This window comes from Cecembia sp. (assembly GCF_007126775.1).
GTDB lineage: Bacteria > Bacteroidota > Bacteroidia > Cytophagales > Cyclobacteriaceae > Cecembia.
This window is the reverse complement of record NZ_SLAP01000001.1, coordinates 18,210-39,701: the sequence shown is the minus strand read 5'-3', so window position 1 is coordinate 39,701 and position 21,492 is coordinate 18,210. Positions and strand designations below refer to the sequence as shown.

Below are 21,492 nucleotides of genomic sequence, written 5' to 3'. Positions count from 1 at the left end.
AGGCAAAGTGCCTCCTTTTTTAATCTTCCCTTTCTATGACTACAGATGCATAAGCTGGCAGTTTCACTTGCTTACCTTCCAATTCAGCCATTCCATAATTGTAGATCAAGTGCTGATAATCTTCAGGTACTTCCAATCTTACTTCCAAATCACTGAGGTTATGCGCCACAAAAACATCCTGATTTTTGTGCATTCTGAAAAATGCCATCACCGGTTTGGGTAATTCTCCTTCATAAAGCTCCAAATTTCCCAAAGCCAAAGCTCTATTACTATTTCTGAGTTTGATGATCTCTTTATAATGATTGAAATAACTGGTACTCATTGATTTTTGGATTGCCAATGGAGTGACGGTTTCATCGATAGAATAGATAGGCTCAATCCATTTGGTTCTGCCTTTATCATTGGCTTTAATATCCCATAAAAAAGGCTCACGGATATGCTCATCCGGCTTATTTCCCAACATACCGATTTCTTCACCATAATAAAGATAAGGTGCACCTGGCATGGTCATTAAAATATTAATGGCCTGCTTCAATTTCCTTGGATTTTCATCCAAGGAATTTAAAAGTCTTGGCTGGTCATGGTTTGAAGAAAAAGTAGCATCAATAAAATCTTTGGTAATATCCAAATAAAAATCAAGCACACCTTTTTGTTTATTGGCCAACAACATCCCATCTTCTTTTTGATAGGATTCAATGAGCGTGTAGTGAAAATCAAAATTGAATAAAGCGGGAAGACCTGGTAGATAGGGCGCTACAATTTCTTTCCTGTCGTAAACCTCTCCCACCAGATAAATATCTGGCTTAATAGCCGTCATCCTATCTCTAAATTCCTTCCAAAAAGCATGGTTATCTTCAGGTCTATCGTCTGGGAATATGTGTTTGGCAGCATCCAACCTGAATCCGTCCACTCCTACTTCTTCTAACCAAAACCTTCCAATTTCAAAAATTTCTTCCCTGACTTTCGGATTATCAAAGTTCAGATCAGGCATGCCTCCATAAAAGAATCCGTAATAGTAGTCAGTACCAAATCCTGGGTCATGCCATTGCCTGATATTGTCGCTGTCCAAAGTAATGGTCTTCTTATTGATATAATCCGCAATTGTGTCTTTTTGGGCCCAGACATAATAATCCCTAAAAGGATTATCCCTACTTTTCTTGGATTCCTGAAACCAAGGATGTTCTGTACTGGTATGATTGATGATCATGTCGATCACTATTTTGATGTCTTTTTTATGTGCCTCATCCAAAAGCTTCTTGAAATCATCCATGGTGCCATAATCTGGATGTATGGCTTTGTAATCCGTAACATCGTATTTGTGATAACTGGGTGAGGGCATGATGGGCATAAACCAAATGGCATTGGCTCCCAATTCTTTGACATGATCTAATTTTTTGATTACCCCATTGATATCCCCTATTCCGTCTCCGTCAGAATCATAAAATGATTGAATGAAAATTTCATAGGTAATTCCGGCATATGGCCAATGGTTTTCTACTTCTTTTCCCCCTCCATCAGAGCAGGACACTGTAATTGTCAACAAAGTAAAAATAAAGATAAAATGATTTCTCATAGGTGATTGAGTGAAAATGAAAAAGTCACCGACCCAGTGACTTTTTCGATGAATATCTTGATTTCTAAATCAGTTTCTTCCCACAGCATTAAGCATGTCGAAGGCCATTTCCAATCTCTTAATAAAGTTTTCTTCCCCTTTTCTAAGCCAAACTCTTGGATCATAGTATTTTTTATTGGGACTATCAGCACCATCGGGATTACCCAGTTGGGTTTGCAGGTATCCTTCATTGGATTTATAATAATTTTTTACACCTTCCCAAAAAGCCCACTGTTGATCTGTATCTATGTTCATTTTAATTGACCCATAACTATTTGCTTCTCTGATTTCTTCCAGAGTTGAGCCTGAACCACCATGAAACACGAAAAATACAGGCTTGGAACCAGTGCCGAATTTCTTAGAAATATAGTCTTGGGAATCCTTAAGGATAGTAGGCTTAAGGCTTACATTTCCAGGCTTATATACTCCATGCACATTCCCAAATGAGGCTGCCACAGTAAATAAATCTCCAACTTCCTTCAAGTTTTCGTATGCATAAGCTACTTCCTCAGGTTGCGTATATAATTTAGAGCTGTCAACATCAGTATTGTCCACACCATCTTCCTCACCCCCGGTAATACCAAGTTCGATTTCAATACCCATTTCCAGTGCTTTCATTTTCTTAAAGTAAGCAACAGAGATTTCTATATTCTCTTCAACCGGTTCTTCAGATAGGTCAAGCATATGTGAACTAAATAAAGGCCTTTTATTGGCAGCGTAATATGCTTTACCTTCTTCCATAAGCCCGTCAATCCATGGAAGCAGTTTTTTGGCACAATGGTCTGTATGGAGTATAACAGGAACACCATATATTTCGGCCATTCTATGCACATGTAAGGCTCCTGATACGCCACCTGCTATCGCACCTTTCTGATTTTCATTCCCGGCACCTTTTCCAGCATAAAACTGAGCACCTCCATTGGAAAATTGTATGATCACGGGAGAGTTGACTTTTTTTGCTGTTTCCAATACCGCATTTACTGTACTGGTGTTGATCACATTGACGGCCGGCATTGCAAATTCACTCTCTTTTGCATATTCCAAAAGGTCCTTAAGCTCTTCTCCGAATTTTACTCCTGGTTTGAATTTCATGATGTTTTAATAGGTTATTAATGTTTTATAAATCTTTTTCTAACCACCTGTCGGTTATCAAAGATTTCAAAGATATAAAGTCCTGCTTTAAAATCCTTTATATCCATTTGCAAAATATTGTCTTGCCCGGAATAAATGGCATCCTTTACAACCTTCCCCGTAACATCTATTACCCTATAATTGAAGCCATTATAGTCTTTTGGCAGGCTGACCCATAAGTAATTCTCGGCAGGAACCGGGTAGACTTTAAATGCCTCTGACTGTATTATTTCAGGTCCGATCGAGGTAATTAGATCCTCCATCAGGATTTTTCCTTCAGGTTTTTCAAGTGCCTGATTTGTAAAAAGGAAAAACTCATTGGCACGCATTCTAAAAGCCATGGAATTTCCTGTCACATCTATTTCCTCTCCTGTAAAGTAATTGTACCATTTGCCTGAGTTTGGAAAGCTCAGACTAACATTGTTCATATCAGTCAGACCAAAATTACCATATAGTACCACTTGAAAATCACCGTCCACCAAGCGGATGGATTTCAGGTTTTCAGTAAGGTTCAAAATGGCATTTTCGGGAGTATTAAAGGCATTGTGCTCTTTTTTCAATTGGATCATGGCCTGATAAAGCCTCCATAATCTTTGTCGTTCAGGGTTGTCCAAATACTCCCAACGGGTTGGTTTTATACCCAGTCTGTCATTGTTGAGCTCTAGGTCATATCCAAACTCTTCAAACTGCCAGAGCATTTTGGGGCCTGGGATTGAAAAGAAAAAAGCAGCAAGTAATTGATTCCTATTAACAGCATTATTCAATTGCCTTAGATCAATCGGAGAAGTTTGCCCCCAAGTCAGCGTTTCCCACATGGTCCTTTCTTCATCATGACTCTCCATATAACTGATCAGGTTGTTTTTGGACCAGCCCCTTGTTTGATAAAATCCCCAATCAAAATTCCTTGAACCTCCTTTGGCCATTTCCCTGAAATCAAAGTTAAGGTTACCCCAAAACATCATACCATAATCTGCCAATTCCCTTTCTTCAGAATTACTCGCAAAATGCTCTAAAATAATATACGCATCTGGGTGATCTTTTCTAATCTGTTCATAAATATTTTTCCAAATAGCAATTCTAGATTCATCCCTTTGGCTCCAGAGTCCAACATCATCTCCTGAATCGAATTGGGTGAATCCTTTACTCAAATCAAATCGAAAACCATCAATTTTATATTCAGTCAACCAATAGTTATTGACAGAATCAACAAAAGCCTTGGTATAGGGACTTTCATGGTTGAAATCGTAACCTACATTAAAAGGGTGCCGCGCAACCCTGTTGAGCCAAGGATTATCTAAAGTAGGTGCACCAAAATCACCATCATTATAAAGCCTCACAAATGGACTCTGCCCAAAGGCATGGTTGAGCACTTGATCAAGGATAACCACCATATCCCGCTTATGGGCTTCATCAATCAGTTCTTTTAAATGGTTTTTGGGACCATAAAATTTATCTACTGCAAAAAAGAATGAGGGATTGTATCCCCAGGAGATATTTCCTTCAAATTCTTTAACGGGTAACAATTCAATGGCATTGATCCCTAAATCTTTCAAGTAATCTAATCTTTCTACCACCGCTTTAAAGGTTCTTCTTTCATCAAAGTCCCTGATCAGCAATTCATAGACGACCAATTCCTCCGGTGCTGGTTTGTTGTAGTTCAGATGCTTCCACTCATACGGCTCCTGAGCAGTTTGTAGAAAGGTGGCCTGAAATTCAGTTTTCCCTTCAGGATAAGGCTTTAGCCCAGGGTACCTATTTTGTTGAATGATTTCATTATCATGAAATGGATCTGAAACTTTATCGGCATAAGGATCCCCTATCCTGATTGCCCCATCAATTAAATATTGGAAGATATATTCTTCTCCAGGAACCAAATCCTTTAGATGAAACCAAAAAAACGCATTGTCAGGAGTCTGGTTCATCTGGTATTCGAGACTGACAGTCCAATTATTAAAATCTCCAATTAGAAAAGCATTTTTCTTTTTAGGTGCTTCCAGCACAAGAAGGGCTTCTGTGTCAGAAAGGTAATTGATGCCTTTTAGCATGCCAACTGGCAATGGAGCTTTCGGGCTTGGCCCCACTACAGAGATCTTAATAATGGAAATGCTTTCATCTGCTCCCGATAAAGCCTGTGCCTTAATTTCATATTCTCCTATTTGAGATGCCTCAAAAACATAAGAAAGTTTATCTTCTTCAGTCGCACTGGCTACTTCCACATCATTGATATAAATGCGCAGTAAAGCTGGGCCAGTAGAGATTATGCTTATGTTTTGGCTTTCTCCCACTTCTAAAAGTGTGCTATTTGAGCTTGGTTGTTGAAAAGCCACTTGAAACCCTTGGGCGAGATTGACAAAAAAATCCTGGTTTCTTTCATCTTTCCCTTCCCTGCTTCCGTCTACATTCCTGAAAACCATTCCCAATCTGTAGATAACCTGACCTGAACTTGTATTGAAAAACTCATCAGGTACCAATTCAAATTCCCATAAGTCAGCTTCTCCTTCCACTTTGGTCATTTTGCCCAATGGGTCATCAATACCCCATTGGGTGGGAACAATAGACCAAGCTCTGGAATCGGGTCCTTCTGTAACAGCACCGATATGAATGTAGACCTGATCTGAACCCTGAAGGCCAGAAGTACCTTCTGTCGCATCATAGATGATTTTGATCTTATCACTAGCCCTTGGAAAATCAGGGACCGTACTCACCTGAGCCATGGAAAAGGACCAGAAAAAAATAAAAAGCAGGGAAATTATAGAACTTAATTTATTCATAGAATGAAAATACTGAAGGTAAATTTAATGAAAAGGGCTACTTTTTCAAGCAGCCCTCTTCCTTACAGTTTCTTTTATTTATTGTTCTATTTTTAGATACCTTCCATCAAGAGAGTTGAACCAAATTTTGAAGGTACCTGCTTCCACAGGGATATTTGGACCATCCTGAACACCTGCTCCACTTATTGCAGTTCCTGCTCCCCAATTTACAGCCCAATCATTGTCAGCCCTAAACTTCATTTCTCCATCTTCTAAGCTTGCAGTAATGTAGTAAATATGCTGATCAAATTCAAGTTGATTCATGGCGGTACTGGCATCCCAACCTTCGGGGGTAGCACTACCAATAATACCTACAGTTTCGAAAACTGATGGTACATCAGCGATGGGCTCAAGGCTGAAAGTTTCAGTTGATAAATCAAAAGTAAAGGTATAATAACCTGCTGCAGGTACATTAAACACATCTGGATCATCACCACCACCCATATTAGCTGAAATGGTGGATCCATCATTGGTGCCAAATTGAGGCTGCCACTGTCCGAGATTTTCCAATACCTTGAAACCTCCCGCATTAAAGAATCCAGAATATACAAAAAGGTCTGCATTTTCAGGATCTCTAAATAATGCTGGGTTATTGGCATTGTTATCCCATCCCCTTGCTGTCGCCTCACCTACTAAGAACATATTTCGCAAAGCAACTGCATCAGAGAATGTAGTTACGCTGATAGTTACCGGTTCACCAGCAAGTGCCGAAAGTGTTCTGGAAGGTACAGCCCTTACCCTAAATTCCATTGGACCGGTTTCTCCTGCAACAATTCCTCTGGAAATCGCTCTTCTGTTGATTTCATTGGCCTTTACTTCGATTACATTCGAGGTTGAAGAACCAAGATCTGCCGCATTTTCAAAACCATTGCCAGGACGATCCATCTGGATGATATAAGTAACCTCCATATTGGCCCCAAAGTCAGCCTGTGTAACATTAAAAACAACTACTTCATCTTCATCCTCTCCAGTTAGCACAATAGCTGAAGGAGGCGAGGAAATTGATGCTGGGAATTGTTGGATAATGGGTGGCTGCTCCAGATCACCACAGGCCCAGATCAACGGCAGCAGAAAAGCTGCCCAAGTTAATTTAGTAAGAAATTTCATCATCGTTTTGGTATTTATTGTTGTACTTTTGGTAATTTTAATTTTACAATTAGTTCAAGTTTAAGTACTATTTTAAACATTTTATCCTGCTTAAAAATGCGCTTGAACTATAAACCATCTATTGATATTACATACAAAACCAATACGGTGCAAGAGATAACTAATAGTTTTAAAAATATTTTTTCATGCAAACGTTACCGCAAACGTGTGCATTTTCGTAAAATATTTTGTCTATATTGAAAGGTTGTAATCATTTATCCTTTGGACAAAAAAAATGGTATAATACTTCATATTAAATTGAATGCATAAACCTTAAATTTAATTTCTTAGAAAAAGATAATTTTTATGAAACTGGGTCAAGCTACCATTAAAGACATTGCTAGGGAACTCAATGTCTCCTCTTCAACAGTTTCCAGGGCCTTGAAAGATTATCCTGGAATTAGTGATGAAACCAAGAGAAAAGTCAAAGAAATGGCTGAAAAACTCAACTACCGGCCAAATGCAGTGGCCTTAAGTTTGAGGAAAAGCAAATCATTTACAGTGGGAGTCATAATACCTGAAGTTGTTCATTTTTTCTTTTCTACTGTCATCAGTGGTATAGAGGATTTTGCCTATAAAAATGGATATAATGTGATATTGTGTCAGACCAATGAAAAACTAGAAAGGGAAAAAAGCAGTTTGGAGACCTTACTTTCCAACCAAATTGATGGTTTATTGGTAAGTTATTCAAAAGAGACTACAGACTTTTCCCACTTCAGCAAATTGATGGAACAGGATTTCCCCATTGTCTTTTTTGACCGTAGACCCTATCTGGAAAACACAATCAATGTAACCGTTAATGATTTTAATGGGGCCTACAATGCTACCAAACACCTTATATTGCAAGGATATAAAAAAATCCTTCATTTGGCAGGCCCACCAAACCTTGCGATCAGTGTAAAGAGAAAGGAAGGGTACCTTTCAGCACTTCAGGAAGCAGGTATTCCCGTTTTGGAAGAACTTATTGTCACTTGTCCCGAGGGAGATGAATGGGAAAGTTTTGAACTGATAAAGAAACTTTTCCAAAATCCACTGACCAGAGCTGATGCCATTTTTGCACACCATGATATAGTAGCTTCAGGTGCTATGATGGCCGTGAAATCTTTGGGTCTACGTATTCCGGATGATGTCGGCATTGTTGGCTTTTCTAATTGGCAGTTTTCCTCTATGATTGACCCTCCCCTATCATCTGTTTTACAGCCAGGTTTTCAAGTGGGTGAAAGGGCCATTGAAATTTTACTGGAAATTATTGATAAAAAACCGGAGGATCGTGCCTTATCTACCAACATTGAATTGGATACCGAATTGATTATTCGTAAATCTTCCCAGAGAATTCCATAAAATTTTTAAAAATTCATTTTTTTTTGTGCAAACGATTGAATTTACATTATTCTTCTAAAATTGGCTGAAAATCATATCAACCGTACCAATTTTGAGGGATGTGGATCTACCCTCACGTTTTTTACTTTCGCTTTACTTTTTAAATTAGCTTCCAACATGGGACATTTGTACCCAATTCCTTAGAAATAGATTCTGAAATGAAATGCCTACACTGACCAAAAAATCCTCAGGAAAAAGAAATATTCCAATCGGGACTGTTGATTTTTGGGAGACAACTTCCTTTGGGATAAAAGGAAGTACCCAACAAGCAAATTTCAAAATAACAGTTTATGAGCCAAACACCATCAGGGTTCAGGTAAGTCAGGAGGATGATTTTTCTCCCAACCCTTATTCTGTAGTTACTGAACCGGCAGAAACAGGGCTTGAAATAGAAGAATATGATAGCTACTTGAAATTAAAGACGGGTAAGATTCATTTGGAAGTCCATCTTTATCCTTTCAGCCTTGTTTTTAAAACAACCAATGGTCAAGTAATCAATGAAGATGACAGTGCATTTGCGATTTCGTGGCTGGGAACAGAAGTGAGCACATATAAAAAAGTCCAGCATGATGAAAGGTTCATTGGACTTGGAGAAAAAACAGGTAATCTCGACCGGGCTGGTAAAGCCTATGTAAACTGGAATACGGACTACTTTGCTTATGGTGTGGGAGATGATCCACTTTACATGTCTATTCCCTTCTATATAGGATTACATCATGGATTGAGTTATGGTATATTCCTGGACAATACACACAAAAGCACCTTTAACTTTGGCGCTTCCAACAACAGGTTCATTTACTATGCTGCCGAGGATGGGGACATGGATTATTATTTTTTTCATGATGATACTGTAGGGCAAATTATTGGGGCTTACACCCACTTGACAGGTAAAATGCAGCTCCCTCCAATATGGTCTCTGGGCTTTCAGCAATGCAGGTATTCTTATTATCCGGATTCGGAGGTTTTGTCTCTGGCAGATTCTTTTAGAAACAAAAATATGCCTGCGGATGTGATCTACTTGGACATTCATCATATGGAAAAATATAAAGTTTTTACATTTGATGGAGAAAAGTTTCCTGATCCAAAAGCCATGATCAAAAGTTTAAAAGATAAAGGTTTTAAGGTAGTGGTGATCATGGATCCAGGTATTAAAACAGACCCTGGCTATGGGCCTTATGATGAGGGATTGAAAGAGGATTTATTTGTAACCTATCCTGATGGGACGGTTTATGAAGCGCAAGTCTGGCCGGGATGGTGTGCTTTCCCTGATTTTACCAACCCAAATGTTCGGGAATGGTGGACTGAAAAAATGGAATTTTACAAAACTGCAGGTGTAGATGGTTATTGGACAGACATGAATGAACCTGCTTCTTGGGGTCAATTCACTCCCAACCTCATAGATTTTCATTATGAAGGGGAAGAAGTCAGCCATAGAAAAGCTAGAAATGTATATGGCATGCAAATGGCAAGGAGTGCCATGGAGGGTAGTTTAAGGCAGAATGGCAGCCAAAGACCTTTCATTTTGACAAGATCTGGATTTTCGGGAATACAAAGGTATGCGGCGGCATGGACTGGAGATAATGTCTCTAGTGAAGAGCATATGTTGGCAGGGATACGCTTGGTCAACAGCCTTGGTTTAAGCGGGGTGGCATTTTCAGGATATGACGTTGGTGGATTTGCAGGTGAAGCCAGCAAAAGTCTCTTTGCAAGATGGATCAGTATAGCCGCTTTTGCACCACTTTTCAGAGCACACTCCATGATCAATACCAATGATTCAGAACCGTGGGCTTTTGGTGAAGAAGTGGAAGAGATTTCAAGAAATTACATGAAGTTACGGTATAAGTTATTGCCTACTATTTACAGTGCATTTTATAAAAGTACCTTGGATGGAATGCCTCTCGCTAAAAGTTTGGCAATAGATTATCCTTTTGACAATATTATATTTGATACCGCTTTTCAAAATCAATACCTCTTCTGTGATGTATTTTTGATAGCCCCAGTTGAAAGCCACAAGGAAATCACCAAAGTATATTTACCTGAAGGAGATTGGTACTATTTATTTGATAGCAAAAAATATCATGGCAATCAGGTAATTTATAAGGATTGTCCTACAAGTTACCTGCCCGTATTTGTAAAAGCAGGTGCCATTATTGCTATGCAATCTGATATAAGGCATACGGGAGAACAGCATGATGGTATACTCCGGATCCACCTTTATTTTGGCACCAACGAATCTTCCCACACCCATTATGAAGATGACGGAACTAGTTTTGAATACAAAACAGGCAAGTATTTTAAAAGAAATATAAAGTGGTTAGGAGAGGAAAAAACACTTGTTTTTGATTCTCCTGAAGGTGCCCTTCAAAGTACATTCTCAGAAATAAAATTGTATATACATGGCAAGTATGTCTCTAGTGTAAAGGTAAACGGGGAGTCTATCAAAACCCAGGAAGAAGATCTCGCTTTTATCGAAAGACTGACTGATTTTGATCCCTTACCAGAGCACTTGCATCCTTACCATACTGCAAAAAATACTTGTATGATAAGTATTCCTAACCACAGAAAGGCCTTTGAGATAACTTTCGATTAACCGTTTTAATTAGACAATGCAAGTAGCAAGCAAGAAACCGAGACTTAGTTTTTGGCAGATTTGGAACATGAGTTTCGGGTTCCTGGGTATACAGTTTGGTTTTGCCTTACAAGGTGGATTCATGTCCAGAATTTTCCAAACTTTGGGAGCTGAAAAAGATGCCATCCCGATTTTATGGATTGCTGCCCCTTTGACAGGGCTTATAGTACAACCTATCGTAGGATATTTATCTGACCGTACATGGCATCCCAAGTTTGGGAGAAGAAGACCTTTTTTTCTGATAGGAGCAATTCTTTCTACTATCGCCCTGTTTTTTGCGCCTTACAGCAGTGCCCTGTGGATCGCCGCAGGTTCGCTTTGGGTATTGGATGCATCAATAAATATCAGTATGGAGCCTTTCAGGGCGCTTGTAGCAGACAAACTTCCAGACTCACAACGTTCTTATGGCTTTGTAGTACAAACCCTCATTATTGGCATAGGTACGTGGATAGCCAGTAACCTGCCCTGGTTCATGACACAAATTGGAATCCCCAATACTGCCGATCCTGGAGTGGTACCCGATTCTGTTAAATTTGCCTTTGCCATCGGTGCGTTGGTACTCTTTTCTTCTATCTTATATACCATTCTTACCACAGAAGAATATCCACCCGCAGACTTGGAAGCTTTCAAAAAAGAAAAAGAAGCAAGCAAAGGCTTTTTCACAGGAGTTAAAGAAATATTTAAAAACATAGCCAGTATGCCAGAGGTTATGAAAAAACTCGGGCTAGTGCAATTTTTTTCCTGGTTTGCCTTTTTTACCATGTGGAGCTTTGCCACACCTGCCATTACGGAGCATATTTTTAAAGCCACTGATACCACTTCTGTAGCATACAACAATGCGGCAGACAGTGTGGGAAATTACCTGGGTACTTACGGATTGGTTTCCATGTTTTTTGCCTTGATCCTGGCCTTCATTACTTCAAAAGTGAAAATCAACAGGAAATTAGTGCATATGTTGAGTTTATTTGCTGGAGGCTTTGGTTTTATCCTCATTTATTTCATCACTGAGCCTTGGATGCTCCATATATGCTTTGCTTTGGTTGGCATAGCTTGGGCCAGTATCCTATCCATGCCTTATGCCATGCTTTCAAGTGCAGTGAACCCAAAACAGATGGGTGTATATATGGGGATTTTCAATATGTTCATCGTCATTCCTCAAATTGTCGCCTCTTTAGGAGGAATAAATTTTATGTATAAATTGCTATTTGGGGAAGAAGTGGTATTTACGATGGTCCTCGCCGGAACTTCCTTGATAATTGCTGGATTTTGTAATTTATTTATAACCAACCGTGCTGCCACTCATGACGGCTGATTAAGTATAAAAAGTTTTTGAAAATAGTTTGCTGAAAATTGAAATTCTATCAATCAGAATGCGCGAATTTTGTAGCATAATTGCTCACAAAATAATTTGACACTACCCCAATCATTTAAAAAATGGAACAATTAATCATTACAGGAGTACCTGAGCATTTCAATTTTCCCTGGCTTAAAGTGATTGCGGAACAGCCGTTTTTGTCTGCTGGTATTGAACTGGTATGGAAAAATGAATCCAAAGGTTCTGGTGCCATGAACAAAGCTATCCGGGAAGAAGAGACAGATTTGGCTATTACACTTACCGAAAGCTTTATCAAAGATAAGGTTGAGGGGAATCCGGGTAGAATCATTGGCTGGTATGTTAAAAGCCCCTTAATATGGGGGGTTCATTTATCTGGAAAGTGCATGGAAACCAAGCTGAATTCTCTTCAAAATGTTCCATTCTTGATCAGTAGGTTTGGTTCTGGCTCACATCTAATGGCTTACCTATTGGCCAAAAGGGAAAATTGGGATTTATCCTCACTTATTTTTGAAGAAATAGGTGATTTGGAAGGGGCAAAAAAATCATTTGAGTCTTCCGGACCCAAACTTTTTTTATGGGAAAAATTTACCACCAAACCATTGGTAGATGCAGGTCTCTTCAAAAGAATCGATGAAATACCAACACCCTGGCCGTGCTTTGTGATTGTGGCTTCCAAAAAGGCGATGGAAAAATATGCGAAAGTCTTACCAGAGCTAAGGGATAAAGTCTATCAAAAAGCAGGAATAATCAAAAGAACAGAAGGTATTTTAGAGGAGATGGCTACTTTTTACGCACAAAAACCCGAGGATCTGAAATCATGGCTGAAAGATACTTTTTGGGCAGAAGACAGCTCCATGGGAGAAGAAGAATTAGCGAATGTATTCCATAATTTGGTAGACTTGAAAATCATTGAGCGCATGGAATTTAAACCAAATGTTTTTGTTGAGGAGAATTTTGTGAATTTGATAAAACCCTAACACGCCTAAATTTAAGGGATACCTTTGTGCCCACATTACGTTTACTTTCAAACTCAATTGCTCCTCCCATCAGGCGTGTAAATTCTTTACAAAGATTGATACCCAGGCCTGTTCCCCTTTCATTGTCAGTTCCAGTACTTGAATCCAAAAGAGAGAATTTCTGATTTTTGATTTGTTCAAGCTTTTCCTTTGAAATTCCTATTCCTTGATCAGAGATGGATAACTTTACAAAATCTCCTTCTTCGCTGGCTTCAATTTTAATTTCTGAATTCTTTCTGGAATATTTGACTGCATTTCCGATCAGGTTCCTTAGAATGATTTGCAGCAGATCCGTATCAACCCAAAGCTTTATTTCCTGGTTCACATCAATGTGGAAAGTAATCCCTTTTCCCTCAGCATGCTGTTGGAGTAGTTCTATACATTCCCTGATAATCTGAAGACTATCAGTTGGTCTTAATTGAACTTTGAAACCTTCCATTTGAGCCCTTGACCAACTCAGGATATTATCCAAAGTGACAAAAAGCCCATCAACATTTCTTTTAAGCGTGGCTGTAAGTTCATAAAACTCTTCTTTACTCAGGTTATTATCATGAAGCAAGCCCAAAACGCCTTGAAGCTGGGAAACAGGCGTCTTGAGATCATGTCCCAATATTGAAAACAACCTGTCCTTTAGTCGGTTAGACTCATTCAGGTTTTTAGAGTGCTTTTCCAGCTCAGCCTTTTGTTCCTCTATTTTTACCTGATTCATATAAAGCTCAATATTGATGGCTTTTGTTTTTTTATGCATGGACCATAGCCAGACGAACAGTACTGCTAAAAATATAGTACCAATTGTAAATAAGAAATTGTATGTTTTAAAGTTTTTCAGTTGCAATTCCTGGTAATCATTTTCTGCTCTTAAGTAACGGATTTCCGCATCGTTTTTTTCAACTTCAAATGTAGCTGACACCAAGGCAAGTCTATCTTTGTTGATACGCTCTTCAAGTATTTCACTTAACCTGTTATAGGCCATTTGATTGAAGTAGGCGAGGTCTAATTTACCGACTTGTTCATATGCCATAGCCAAGTACTTATAAAAATAAATCAACTCATCCTGAAAGTTTTTTTCCAATGCGATATCTTTCCCTTTTTCCAACAATTCTATGCTTTTTCCTAAGTTACCCGAAAGCCTATATGCATTTCCCATTCTTTGGAGAATAGATGCTTCAAAAGACTCCAGCATGTGGTGAGTTGCCGTGTGTTGGGCGAAATTATACGTATCAATGGCTTCTTCATATTGATTTTTGGCTAGCTGAATATCGCCGATTACCCGATACGTGAAACTATTAAAGTAGATTGTATTGAATTCATTATTTATTTTAAGTGCTTTGTAGGCATAGTAGTATGCGGAATCGGGTTCTACGGCTGATAAGAAATTTATGGCTGCATTATTAAGACTTCTGACCATGATGAAAGGATCCTCAAGTTGAAGCCCTATGGAATAAGCTCCCTTAAATTTCTTGATAGCTTCCTCATAATTTTTTTGTTTGTAATAAATTACACCCAAATTATTCATGGCCATGGCCAATCCCTTATTATCTTTGATCTGATAGCTGATGGTATATGCGTCTCTTGAGTACCTAAATGCCTTATCCCAAACACCTGACCTGTAATAGATCCATCCCAGATTTTCCTTGGCATGGGCCATAATTAAAGAGTCATTGATGGCTATCCCGATTTTTTCAGCTTCATTGGCAAATTCAAAGGCTTGAGTGATGTTCTTTTCCCTCAGTAAAAATGAAAATCTGTTAAGGACCAATCCCCTTTCTTTTGGTTCTACATCTTCCAAATAAATCATTAAACTATCCAATTCATTTTCAATTTGACCCTTCAAGTCAAAATTAAAAAGTTGAAGCACTATCATTAAAAATAAAACTTTGCGCATATCAAACGAAAATCTATTTTACTAAACTCAAATTCTGAGATAGCAATACAAAATAAAGTAGAACAAAAACAAATAAATGTTTTTCCTCATGGAAATAAGTAAATTACTGTATATCACAGGATTACACAATAATTATGGCGTCATAAATCTAATCAAAAACTAAAAAAAAATTCAAATTTTTCTATAAATATTTCTTTTAAGAAGAAAGGCAGGTCATCCAACCTGCCTTAAAATAAGTCAATTTTTAAAGGTCATTCCAATCCCATTCCTCATTGATTTGATTGATCGCGTGATGGGCTGTTAAGTCATATTGACAAGGAACGATCGAGACAAAATTGTTGGCTATTGCCCATTCGTCATTGTCTTCACCTTTATCAAAATTCACAAAATTACCGGCCATCCAAAAATATTTTCTACCGTTGGGATCAAAGCGCTCAGAAAATTCTTCCTGCCATTTGGCATGTGCCTGCCTGCAAACTTTAACACCTCTGATGGACTCATTTCTTTTGGGGGGAAAGTTGACATTTAAAGCAACTCCTTTTGCCATCCCATTGTCCAAAACCTGTTTGGCAATCTTATAAACATAATCTTCCGTATGACTGAAATCTGCTTTTGAAGAATAATCGCAAAGGCTGAATCCTATAGAAGGATAACCTTCCAAGGCACCTTCTATGGCTGCAGACATTGTCCCGGAATAAAGTACTGATATAGAGGTATTGCTCCCATGGTTGATTCCGGAAACAATTAAATCTGGTTTCCGGTCTTTGAGGACATAATGTTTGGCAAGTTTCACACAGTCTGCCGGTGTGCCACTGGACTTGTACGCCTTTACATCTTCAAAAATATCTTCTTCATAAAGACGAAGTGTTTCTCCTATGGTGATGGCATGCCCCATTCCTGACTGAGGGCTATCGGGAGCTACTACAACTACATCTCCCAGTTTTTTCATAACGTTGACCAATACCCTGATGCCTTTTGATGTAATCCCATCATCGTTTGAAACCAAAATCAATGGTTTATCTGACATAAAAATTACTTTATTTGATTATAATATGCTGTTATTCTAAGTAAATCTCCTCTTTTATCATGCGAAAGCCTGTTCTTTCTCATGAACAATTGAATTTCATCAGATCTATCACCCAATATGTCCAAAAGTTCTCTTTTTTTGAGAGAATACCGCTGCAATCTTCCGTCTTTGATAAAATAATAATTAAAAGCTAATTTATATGCTCCTCCTCCCATCGGCGGTCCCCATAAGGGATTCATTCCCATTGCACCCATGCCCATCCCTCTGTTATCAATTACAATTTGTTCTCTGCATAAAAGTACAATTTCGTTGCCTTCGGTCAGAATTTCAAAAAACATGGGCGTTTCATAGTCGCCTGTAGTGGAGTAAGGTAGGGTATAAAATGTCCTTATACCTCCATAAACTTCGTCGAATATTTCAAATTGTCTCACATTGGAAGCCCCAAAAGTCTTGATGCCCACATCCTGAAATTGAACCACATTATTCTCCAGGTCATATTTCACCAAGCCTTGATGGACCTGACCATTTTCTGCAACAATTTGGCCTTTGTGCCAAACCTGAGAGGGAAACTGACTTCCCTGGCCATTTACATTTCCAAGAAAGAAGGTAAATATTAATATGCTAAATAGGGCTCTCATAATCAAAATCGTTAGTCTTCATCCTTACACATGATAACGAATTTTTTTATAATTTGGTTGATTTGTTCCAAATATTCTTGCAGAAGAACTCCAATTAATTGTATTTGATTGTTTACTTCTTTAAAATATCGTGACCCATCTTATCCCTTTTGGTCATGAGGTACTTTTCATTATGCGGATTTGGCGAAATCTCTATAGGGATTTGCTCAACGATTTCCAGCCCATAGCCTAAAAGTCCAACACGCTTGGTGGGGTTATTGGAAATCAATCTGATTTTACTTACACCCAGGTCCCTCAAAATTTGGGCTCCTACCCCATAATCTCTTTTATCCATAGGGAGACCCAAGGCCAGATTCGCCTGAACCGTATCCATACCCTGTTCCTGAAGTTTGTATGCTTTGAGTTTATTGATCAAACCTATTCCCCTTCCTTCCTGATTCATATAAAGAACCACTCCTTTGCCTCCATGTTCTACGATTTCCATGGCCTTATGCAATTGGGGGCCACAATCACACCTACAAGAACCGAATATATCGCCTGTTATGCAAGAAGAATGAACCCTTACCAAAACAGGTTCATCTGCTTCCCAGGAACCTTTGATTAGGGCCAAATGAAGTTCATTTGTATTCGTCTGCCTGAAGGCTATCAAATCAAAATTTCCCCAAACAGTAGGCATTTCGACTCCTATTTCCCTTTTAATCAGAGATTCATTTTTTAAACGGTAAGCTATTAAATCTTTGATGGAAACCAATTTCAGCCGAAATCTTTCTGCTACTTTGACAAGGTCAGGAAGCCTGGCCATTGTTCCATCTTCGTTCATGATCTCAACCAATACACCTGCAGGTGATAGGCCTGCCAGTCTGGAAAAATCTATGGCTGCCTCTGTATGTCCAGCTCTTCTCAGTACTCCTCCTCTCTTGGCTTTTAACGGGAAAATATGTCCAGGCTTACCTAGTTCATCCGGATGGATACTGTCATCCACAAGGGCCCTGATGGTCTTTGCCCGATCACTGGCAGAAATACCTGTAGTACATCCATGACCAATGAGATCTACTGAAACTGTGAAAGGAGTTTCGTAAGCTGCGGTATTATGACCGACCATTAATTCCAAACCCAATTGCTCGCAACGATCCTCAATTAAAGGTGCACAGATCAGTCCCCTACCGTGGGTTGCCATAAAATTGATAATCTCAGGAGTAACTTTTTCTGCAGCACACACAAAATCACCTTCATTTTCCCTGTCCTCATCATCTACAACAACGATCACTTCTCCATTTTTTATCGCTTCTATAGCATCCTCTATTGGATCAAGCTTAAATTCTTTTGACATTATATTTTCAATACTTGGGTTTTATCGATGTAAAATTATCACCTTTCTTGAGTTTAACCGCTAAATACCAACGAAAGTTTGGTTAAAAACTAATAACAATCCCCAGTTGTCTATCGATCTCCACTTGGTATTTCTTTAGTTCCATATAAACAGACAAACGCTCATTGATAATCGCCTCATCTGCTTTTTCACTTTCCGCCTCTTTGATTTTTGTTTTGGCTTCTTCAAGCATATTCTTTATGACTTTTTTCTTCAGGTGTAAAATGCTGTCATATACTGTTTTGGCAAGATCATCTGCTTCATGATGGGTAAAAATCTGATGTCTACTCTCCCATAAAGTAGACAGTTCGTATTTTCTTGTGATCATATGAATCACCTCTTTTTTTATTTCTGCATCGTCATTTTGTAAAAAATATTCTGGCTGTGGAAGTACACCTTCCAAGAGGGCATTTTTATAAATATTTAAAATTTTCGTATACAAAGGGGTTTGAAATTCCAGTTCCTCTATTTCCTGCAATAGGTATTGGCATACATGAAGTTCTTCAGAAACCATCTCGAATCCATAGTTGACCAAAAGTCTGAGCATTTCACGTTCCTGAATTGCAATAAGCATTTTGTGGGAGACCGCTTCCTCTTTTACCGGTAAAAGATCTTCAACAAAAGTTGCTGTACTTTCTCTTTGCTCTTTGAATTGCCGGTCTTTTTGGGATTTGAGAAAGATTTTATTGATCTCTGTTTGAATGATCTCTTCATCCACCTCGAGCAATGTGGCAGACTGTCTGATATAAACAGTCCTTATTACAGGATCTGGTATTTTGGAAATGCTGGAAACTACCTGTTTGATCAGATCCGCTTGTTTGATGGGATCCTTTGCAGCTTCTTCGGCAAAAAGTCCGATCTTGAAAGAAATGAAATCCTGGGCTTTATCCTGCAGGTATTCACTGAAAGCGGCAGCACCCACTTTTCTAGCGTAGCTGTCTGGATCTTCGCCCTCAGGAAAGACCACTGCTTTTACATTCAGGCCACCTTCAAGAATCATGTCAATTCCTCTAAGGGAGGCACGGATTCCTGCAGCATCCCCATCATACAAGACGGTAATATTATCAGAAAACCTTTTGATTAACTTGATCTGGTTTTCTGTAAGCGAAGTTCCAGAGGAAGCTACCACATTTTCAATTCCTGCCAGATGGAGGGATATAACATCGGTATACCCCTCAACCAAGTAGCAGTTATCTTTTTCCCTTATTGATTTTTTTGCCTGAAAAATACCATAGAGGATGTCACTTTTATGATAGACTTCTGTCTCCGGGGAGTTGATGTATTTGGGTTGTTTTTTATCCTGGGTAAGCAAACGGGCACCAAAACCAATCGGCTTACCTCCAAGATTATGAATGGTAAATGTTACCCTGCTTCTGAATCTGTCATAAAATCTTGTGCTATCTCCCTCTTTCTGAAGAATTAGTCCCGCTTTGAGCAGCAGTTCGATAGAATGCCCGGATGCTTGTGCGGCTTGTAAGAGGTAATCCCAACCATCAAGGGCATATCCCAATTCAAATCTTTCTATGATTTCCTGAGTAAAGCCTCTTTCCTTAAAATAACTTAAACCTATGGTTTTTCCTTCCTCTACTTGGAGGTTGTTCACAAAAAAATCTTTGGCATAATTGAGGACAATGTATAAGCTTTCCCTTTCATTGTAGGCTTGTATGTCCTCTGGCGTCACATTTTGATCCTCCTCAATCTCAATACCATACTTTCCTGCCAACTGACGGATGGCTTCATTGAATCCTATTCCCTCAATATCCATCACAAACTGGATAGGATCTCCCGCCTTTCCGCAGCCAAAGCACTTGTATATTTGTTTTGCCGGAGAAACAGAAAAAGAAGGTGATTTTTCGTTGTGAAATGGGCAACAGGCCCAAAGATTTTGCCCTTTTTTCTTTAAGGGTAAATAGTCGCTTACAATTTCTTCAATGTCTGCCCGGTCCTTTACTTTGTCCGTGGTAGCTCTGCTAATCGCCATGTTGAATTCCTTAGATTCCAAAGATAAAAAGTATTCTTTCAAATACAGGATAAACTATTCACGAAACTATTTGATGAAAATAGAGGTTTGATATTTTAATACTTTAATGTTTTCATCCGTCTTTTAAATTAGCACATTTGTAAACTAATTTGCGGGTAATTAAAAAGAAAATATGTCGATTACTAAAGAAGTTGTACTAAAAGCCCTTGCCACAGTTGAAGATCCAGACCTTAAAAAAGATCTGGTGACTTTGGGAATGATTCAAGGGCTTGATATAAGTGGAAAAAAAATCAGTTTCAAGGTTGTGTTAACTACGCCTGCCTGTCCTCTCAAAGAAGTCATCAAAAATAATTGTATCGAAGCGTTGGAAAATGCTCTTGGTGAGGATATTGAACTTGATATTTTCATGACTTCGAATGTAACCACTGCAAGGGATAATGCGCCACTTTTGCCTTTGGTGAAAAACATCATCGCCATTGCTTCGGGCAAAGGTGGTGTCGGCAAATCGACTACAGCGAGTAATCTTGCTGTTGCATTGGCAAATACAGGGGCGAAAGTAGGTTTGATTGATGCAGATATTTCAGGTCCTTCCATACCGACCATGTTTAATGTAGAAGCGGAACAACCCTCCGTAAAGCAAGTGGATGGAAAAAATGTGATCATTCCCATAGAGCAATATGGAGTAAAACTAATGTCTATAGGCTTTCTTACCCCAGCTGACTCTGCTGTAGTATGGAGAGGCCCAATGGCCAGTTCTGCACTCAAGCAGTTTATTGGAGATGTTGAATGGGGAGAGCTGGATTACCTGTTAATTGACCTGCCTCCAGGCACCTCGGATATCCATTTGACCATGGTACAGACCGTTCCTGTCACAGGTGCGGTAATAGTCACCACACCTCAAAAAGTAGCACTGGCAGATGCTACCAAAGGGCTCAGTATGTTTAAACAGCCTCAAATAAACGTACCTGTTTTAGGTGTTGTGGAAAATATGGCTTATTTTACCCCAGAAGAATTGCCTGACAACAAATATTATTTGTTTGGCAAAGAAGGAGGACAAAAATTGGCTGAAAAATTCGGTGTTCCCTTTTTGGGGGAAATACCAATAGTTCAGTCTATTAGAGAAAGTGGAGATATTGGGTATCCAGCTGTTTTGAGGCAAGGGATAACCCAGGATGCTTTTTCAAACCTTGCAGAAAATGTTGCCAGGCAAATAGCCATTAGAAATGCGGAAGCAACAAAAACAGAAGTGGTTCAAGTCAGAATTTGATAAAATTGAGATGAATACAGAATTGATTGAAAAAGTAGAAAAGGCTTTGAATAGTATCAGACCTTATTTGGAAGCAGATGGTGGAAATGTGAAGGTTGTTGAATTAACTGAGGACATGGTGTTGAAGTTAGAACTTACTGGCACCTGCAGTTCTTGTCCAATGTCCAGCATGACCTTAAAAGCAGGGGTTGAAGAAGCCATCAAAAGAGACATACCTCAAATCGTAAAGGTAGAGGCCATCAATGTTGCCGTTGCTTAAAATATC

15 protein-coding genes are annotated in these 21,492 nt (G+C 38.9%); 6 read left to right on the top strand and 9 right to left on the bottom strand.

The features are described from left to right. Nucleotides 1-19: 19 nt before the first annotated feature. The 4 genes from QZT73_RS00145 to QZT73_RS00130 form a co-directional block, all read right to left on the bottom strand. Nucleotides 20-1,573 carry an alpha-amylase family glycosyl hydrolase gene (locus tag QZT73_RS00145; RefSeq protein ID WP_291782650.1) on the bottom strand — a complete coding sequence of 518 codons (1,554 nt, stop codon included), beginning with the start codon at nucleotides 1,571-1,573 and terminating at the stop codon, nucleotides 20-22. 69 nt (nucleotides 1,574-1,642) lie between these two features. Then, entirely contained in the window at nucleotides 1,643-2,704 is a 1,062-nt protein-coding gene (gene fbaA / locus QZT73_RS00140) for a class II fructose-bisphosphate aldolase (RefSeq protein WP_291782653.1), read from the bottom strand. Between the two features lie 17 nt (nucleotides 2,705-2,721). Next, nucleotides 2,722-5,514: an alpha-amylase family glycosyl hydrolase gene (locus QZT73_RS00135; RefSeq protein ID WP_291786040.1), complete on the bottom strand. Its 2,793-nt coding sequence runs from the start codon at nucleotides 5,512-5,514 to the stop codon at nucleotides 2,722-2,724. Nucleotides 5,515-5,592: 78 nt separating this feature from the next. After that, complete coding sequence (locus tag QZT73_RS00130) at nucleotides 5,593-6,663, bottom strand: SusF/SusE family outer membrane protein (protein WP_291782658.1); 1,071 nt, start codon at nucleotides 6,661-6,663, stop codon at nucleotides 5,593-5,595. 342 nt (nucleotides 6,664-7,005) lie between these two features. Between QZT73_RS00130 and QZT73_RS00125 the strand changes: the two genes are divergently transcribed. From QZT73_RS00125 to QZT73_RS00110, 4 genes are all read left to right on the top strand, one after another. Further along, on the top strand, nucleotides 7,006-8,040 hold the full coding sequence (locus QZT73_RS00125; RefSeq protein WP_291786037.1) for a LacI family DNA-binding transcriptional regulator: 1,035 nt from the start codon (nucleotides 7,006-7,008) through the stop codon (nucleotides 8,038-8,040). A gap of 202 nt (nucleotides 8,041-8,242) precedes the next feature. Further along, nucleotides 8,243-10,669, top strand: coding sequence for a glycoside hydrolase family 31 protein (locus tag QZT73_RS00120; protein WP_291786034.1), 2,427 nt, complete (start codon nucleotides 8,243-8,245; stop codon nucleotides 10,667-10,669). A 67-nt stretch (nucleotides 10,670-10,736) separates the two neighbouring features. Next, complete coding sequence (locus QZT73_RS00115; protein WP_291781029.1) at nucleotides 10,737-12,020, top strand: MFS transporter; 1,284 nt, start codon at nucleotides 10,737-10,739, stop codon at nucleotides 12,018-12,020. Between the two features lie 122 nt (nucleotides 12,021-12,142). Further along, nucleotides 12,143-13,021, top strand: a complete 879-nt coding sequence (locus tag QZT73_RS00110) for an ABC transporter substrate-binding protein (RefSeq protein ID WP_291781032.1) — start codon at nucleotides 12,143-12,145, stop codon at nucleotides 13,019-13,021. Here the strand turns inward: QZT73_RS00110 and QZT73_RS00105 are convergent. The 5 genes from QZT73_RS00105 to dnaG all read right to left on the bottom strand — a co-directional run bounded on the left by QZT73_RS00105 (nucleotide 12,969) and on the right by dnaG (nucleotide 19,960). Continuing rightward, nucleotides 12,969-14,945 (bottom strand): tetratricopeptide repeat-containing sensor histidine kinase, encoded by a 1,977-nt coding sequence (locus QZT73_RS00105; RefSeq protein ID WP_291786031.1) that lies wholly within the window; start codon nucleotides 14,943-14,945, stop codon nucleotides 12,969-12,971. The two genes, QZT73_RS00110 and QZT73_RS00105, sit on opposite strands and share 53 nt — an antisense overlap. A gap of 244 nt (nucleotides 14,946-15,189) precedes the next feature. Then, nucleotides 15,190-15,972, bottom strand: a complete 783-nt coding sequence (gene surE, locus QZT73_RS00100) for a 5'/3'-nucleotidase SurE (RefSeq protein ID WP_291781376.1) — start codon at nucleotides 15,970-15,972, stop codon at nucleotides 15,190-15,192. 5 nt (nucleotides 15,973-15,977) lie between these two features. Beyond that, complete coding sequence (locus QZT73_RS00095; RefSeq protein ID WP_291781373.1) at nucleotides 15,978-16,610, bottom strand: hypothetical protein; 633 nt, start codon at nucleotides 16,608-16,610, stop codon at nucleotides 15,978-15,980. 112 nt (nucleotides 16,611-16,722) lie between these two features. Further along, nucleotides 16,723-17,940: a bifunctional 3,4-dihydroxy-2-butanone-4-phosphate synthase/GTP cyclohydrolase II gene (locus QZT73_RS00090; protein ID WP_291781371.1), complete on the bottom strand. Its 1,218-nt coding sequence runs from the start codon at nucleotides 17,938-17,940 to the stop codon at nucleotides 16,723-16,725. An 82-nt stretch (nucleotides 17,941-18,022) separates the two neighbouring features. Beyond that, a complete protein-coding gene (gene dnaG / locus QZT73_RS00085; RefSeq protein ID WP_291786028.1) occupies nucleotides 18,023-19,960 on the bottom strand; it encodes a DNA primase in 1,938 nt (645 codons plus the stop codon). Between the two features lie 172 nt (nucleotides 19,961-20,132). On the opposite strand from dnaG, the gene QZT73_RS00080 reads away from it, so the two are divergent. Further along, on the top strand, nucleotides 20,133-21,227 hold the full coding sequence (locus QZT73_RS00080) for an Mrp/NBP35 family ATP-binding protein (protein ID WP_291786025.1): 1,095 nt from the start codon (nucleotides 20,133-20,135) through the stop codon (nucleotides 21,225-21,227). Between the two features lie 10 nt (nucleotides 21,228-21,237). Further along, the gene (locus tag QZT73_RS00075) at nucleotides 21,238-21,486 is read left to right on the top strand and encodes a NifU family protein (RefSeq protein WP_291781362.1); all 249 of its coding nucleotides are present in this window, start codon (nucleotides 21,238-21,240) and stop codon (nucleotides 21,484-21,486) included. Nucleotides 21,487-21,492 lie beyond the last annotated feature (6 nt).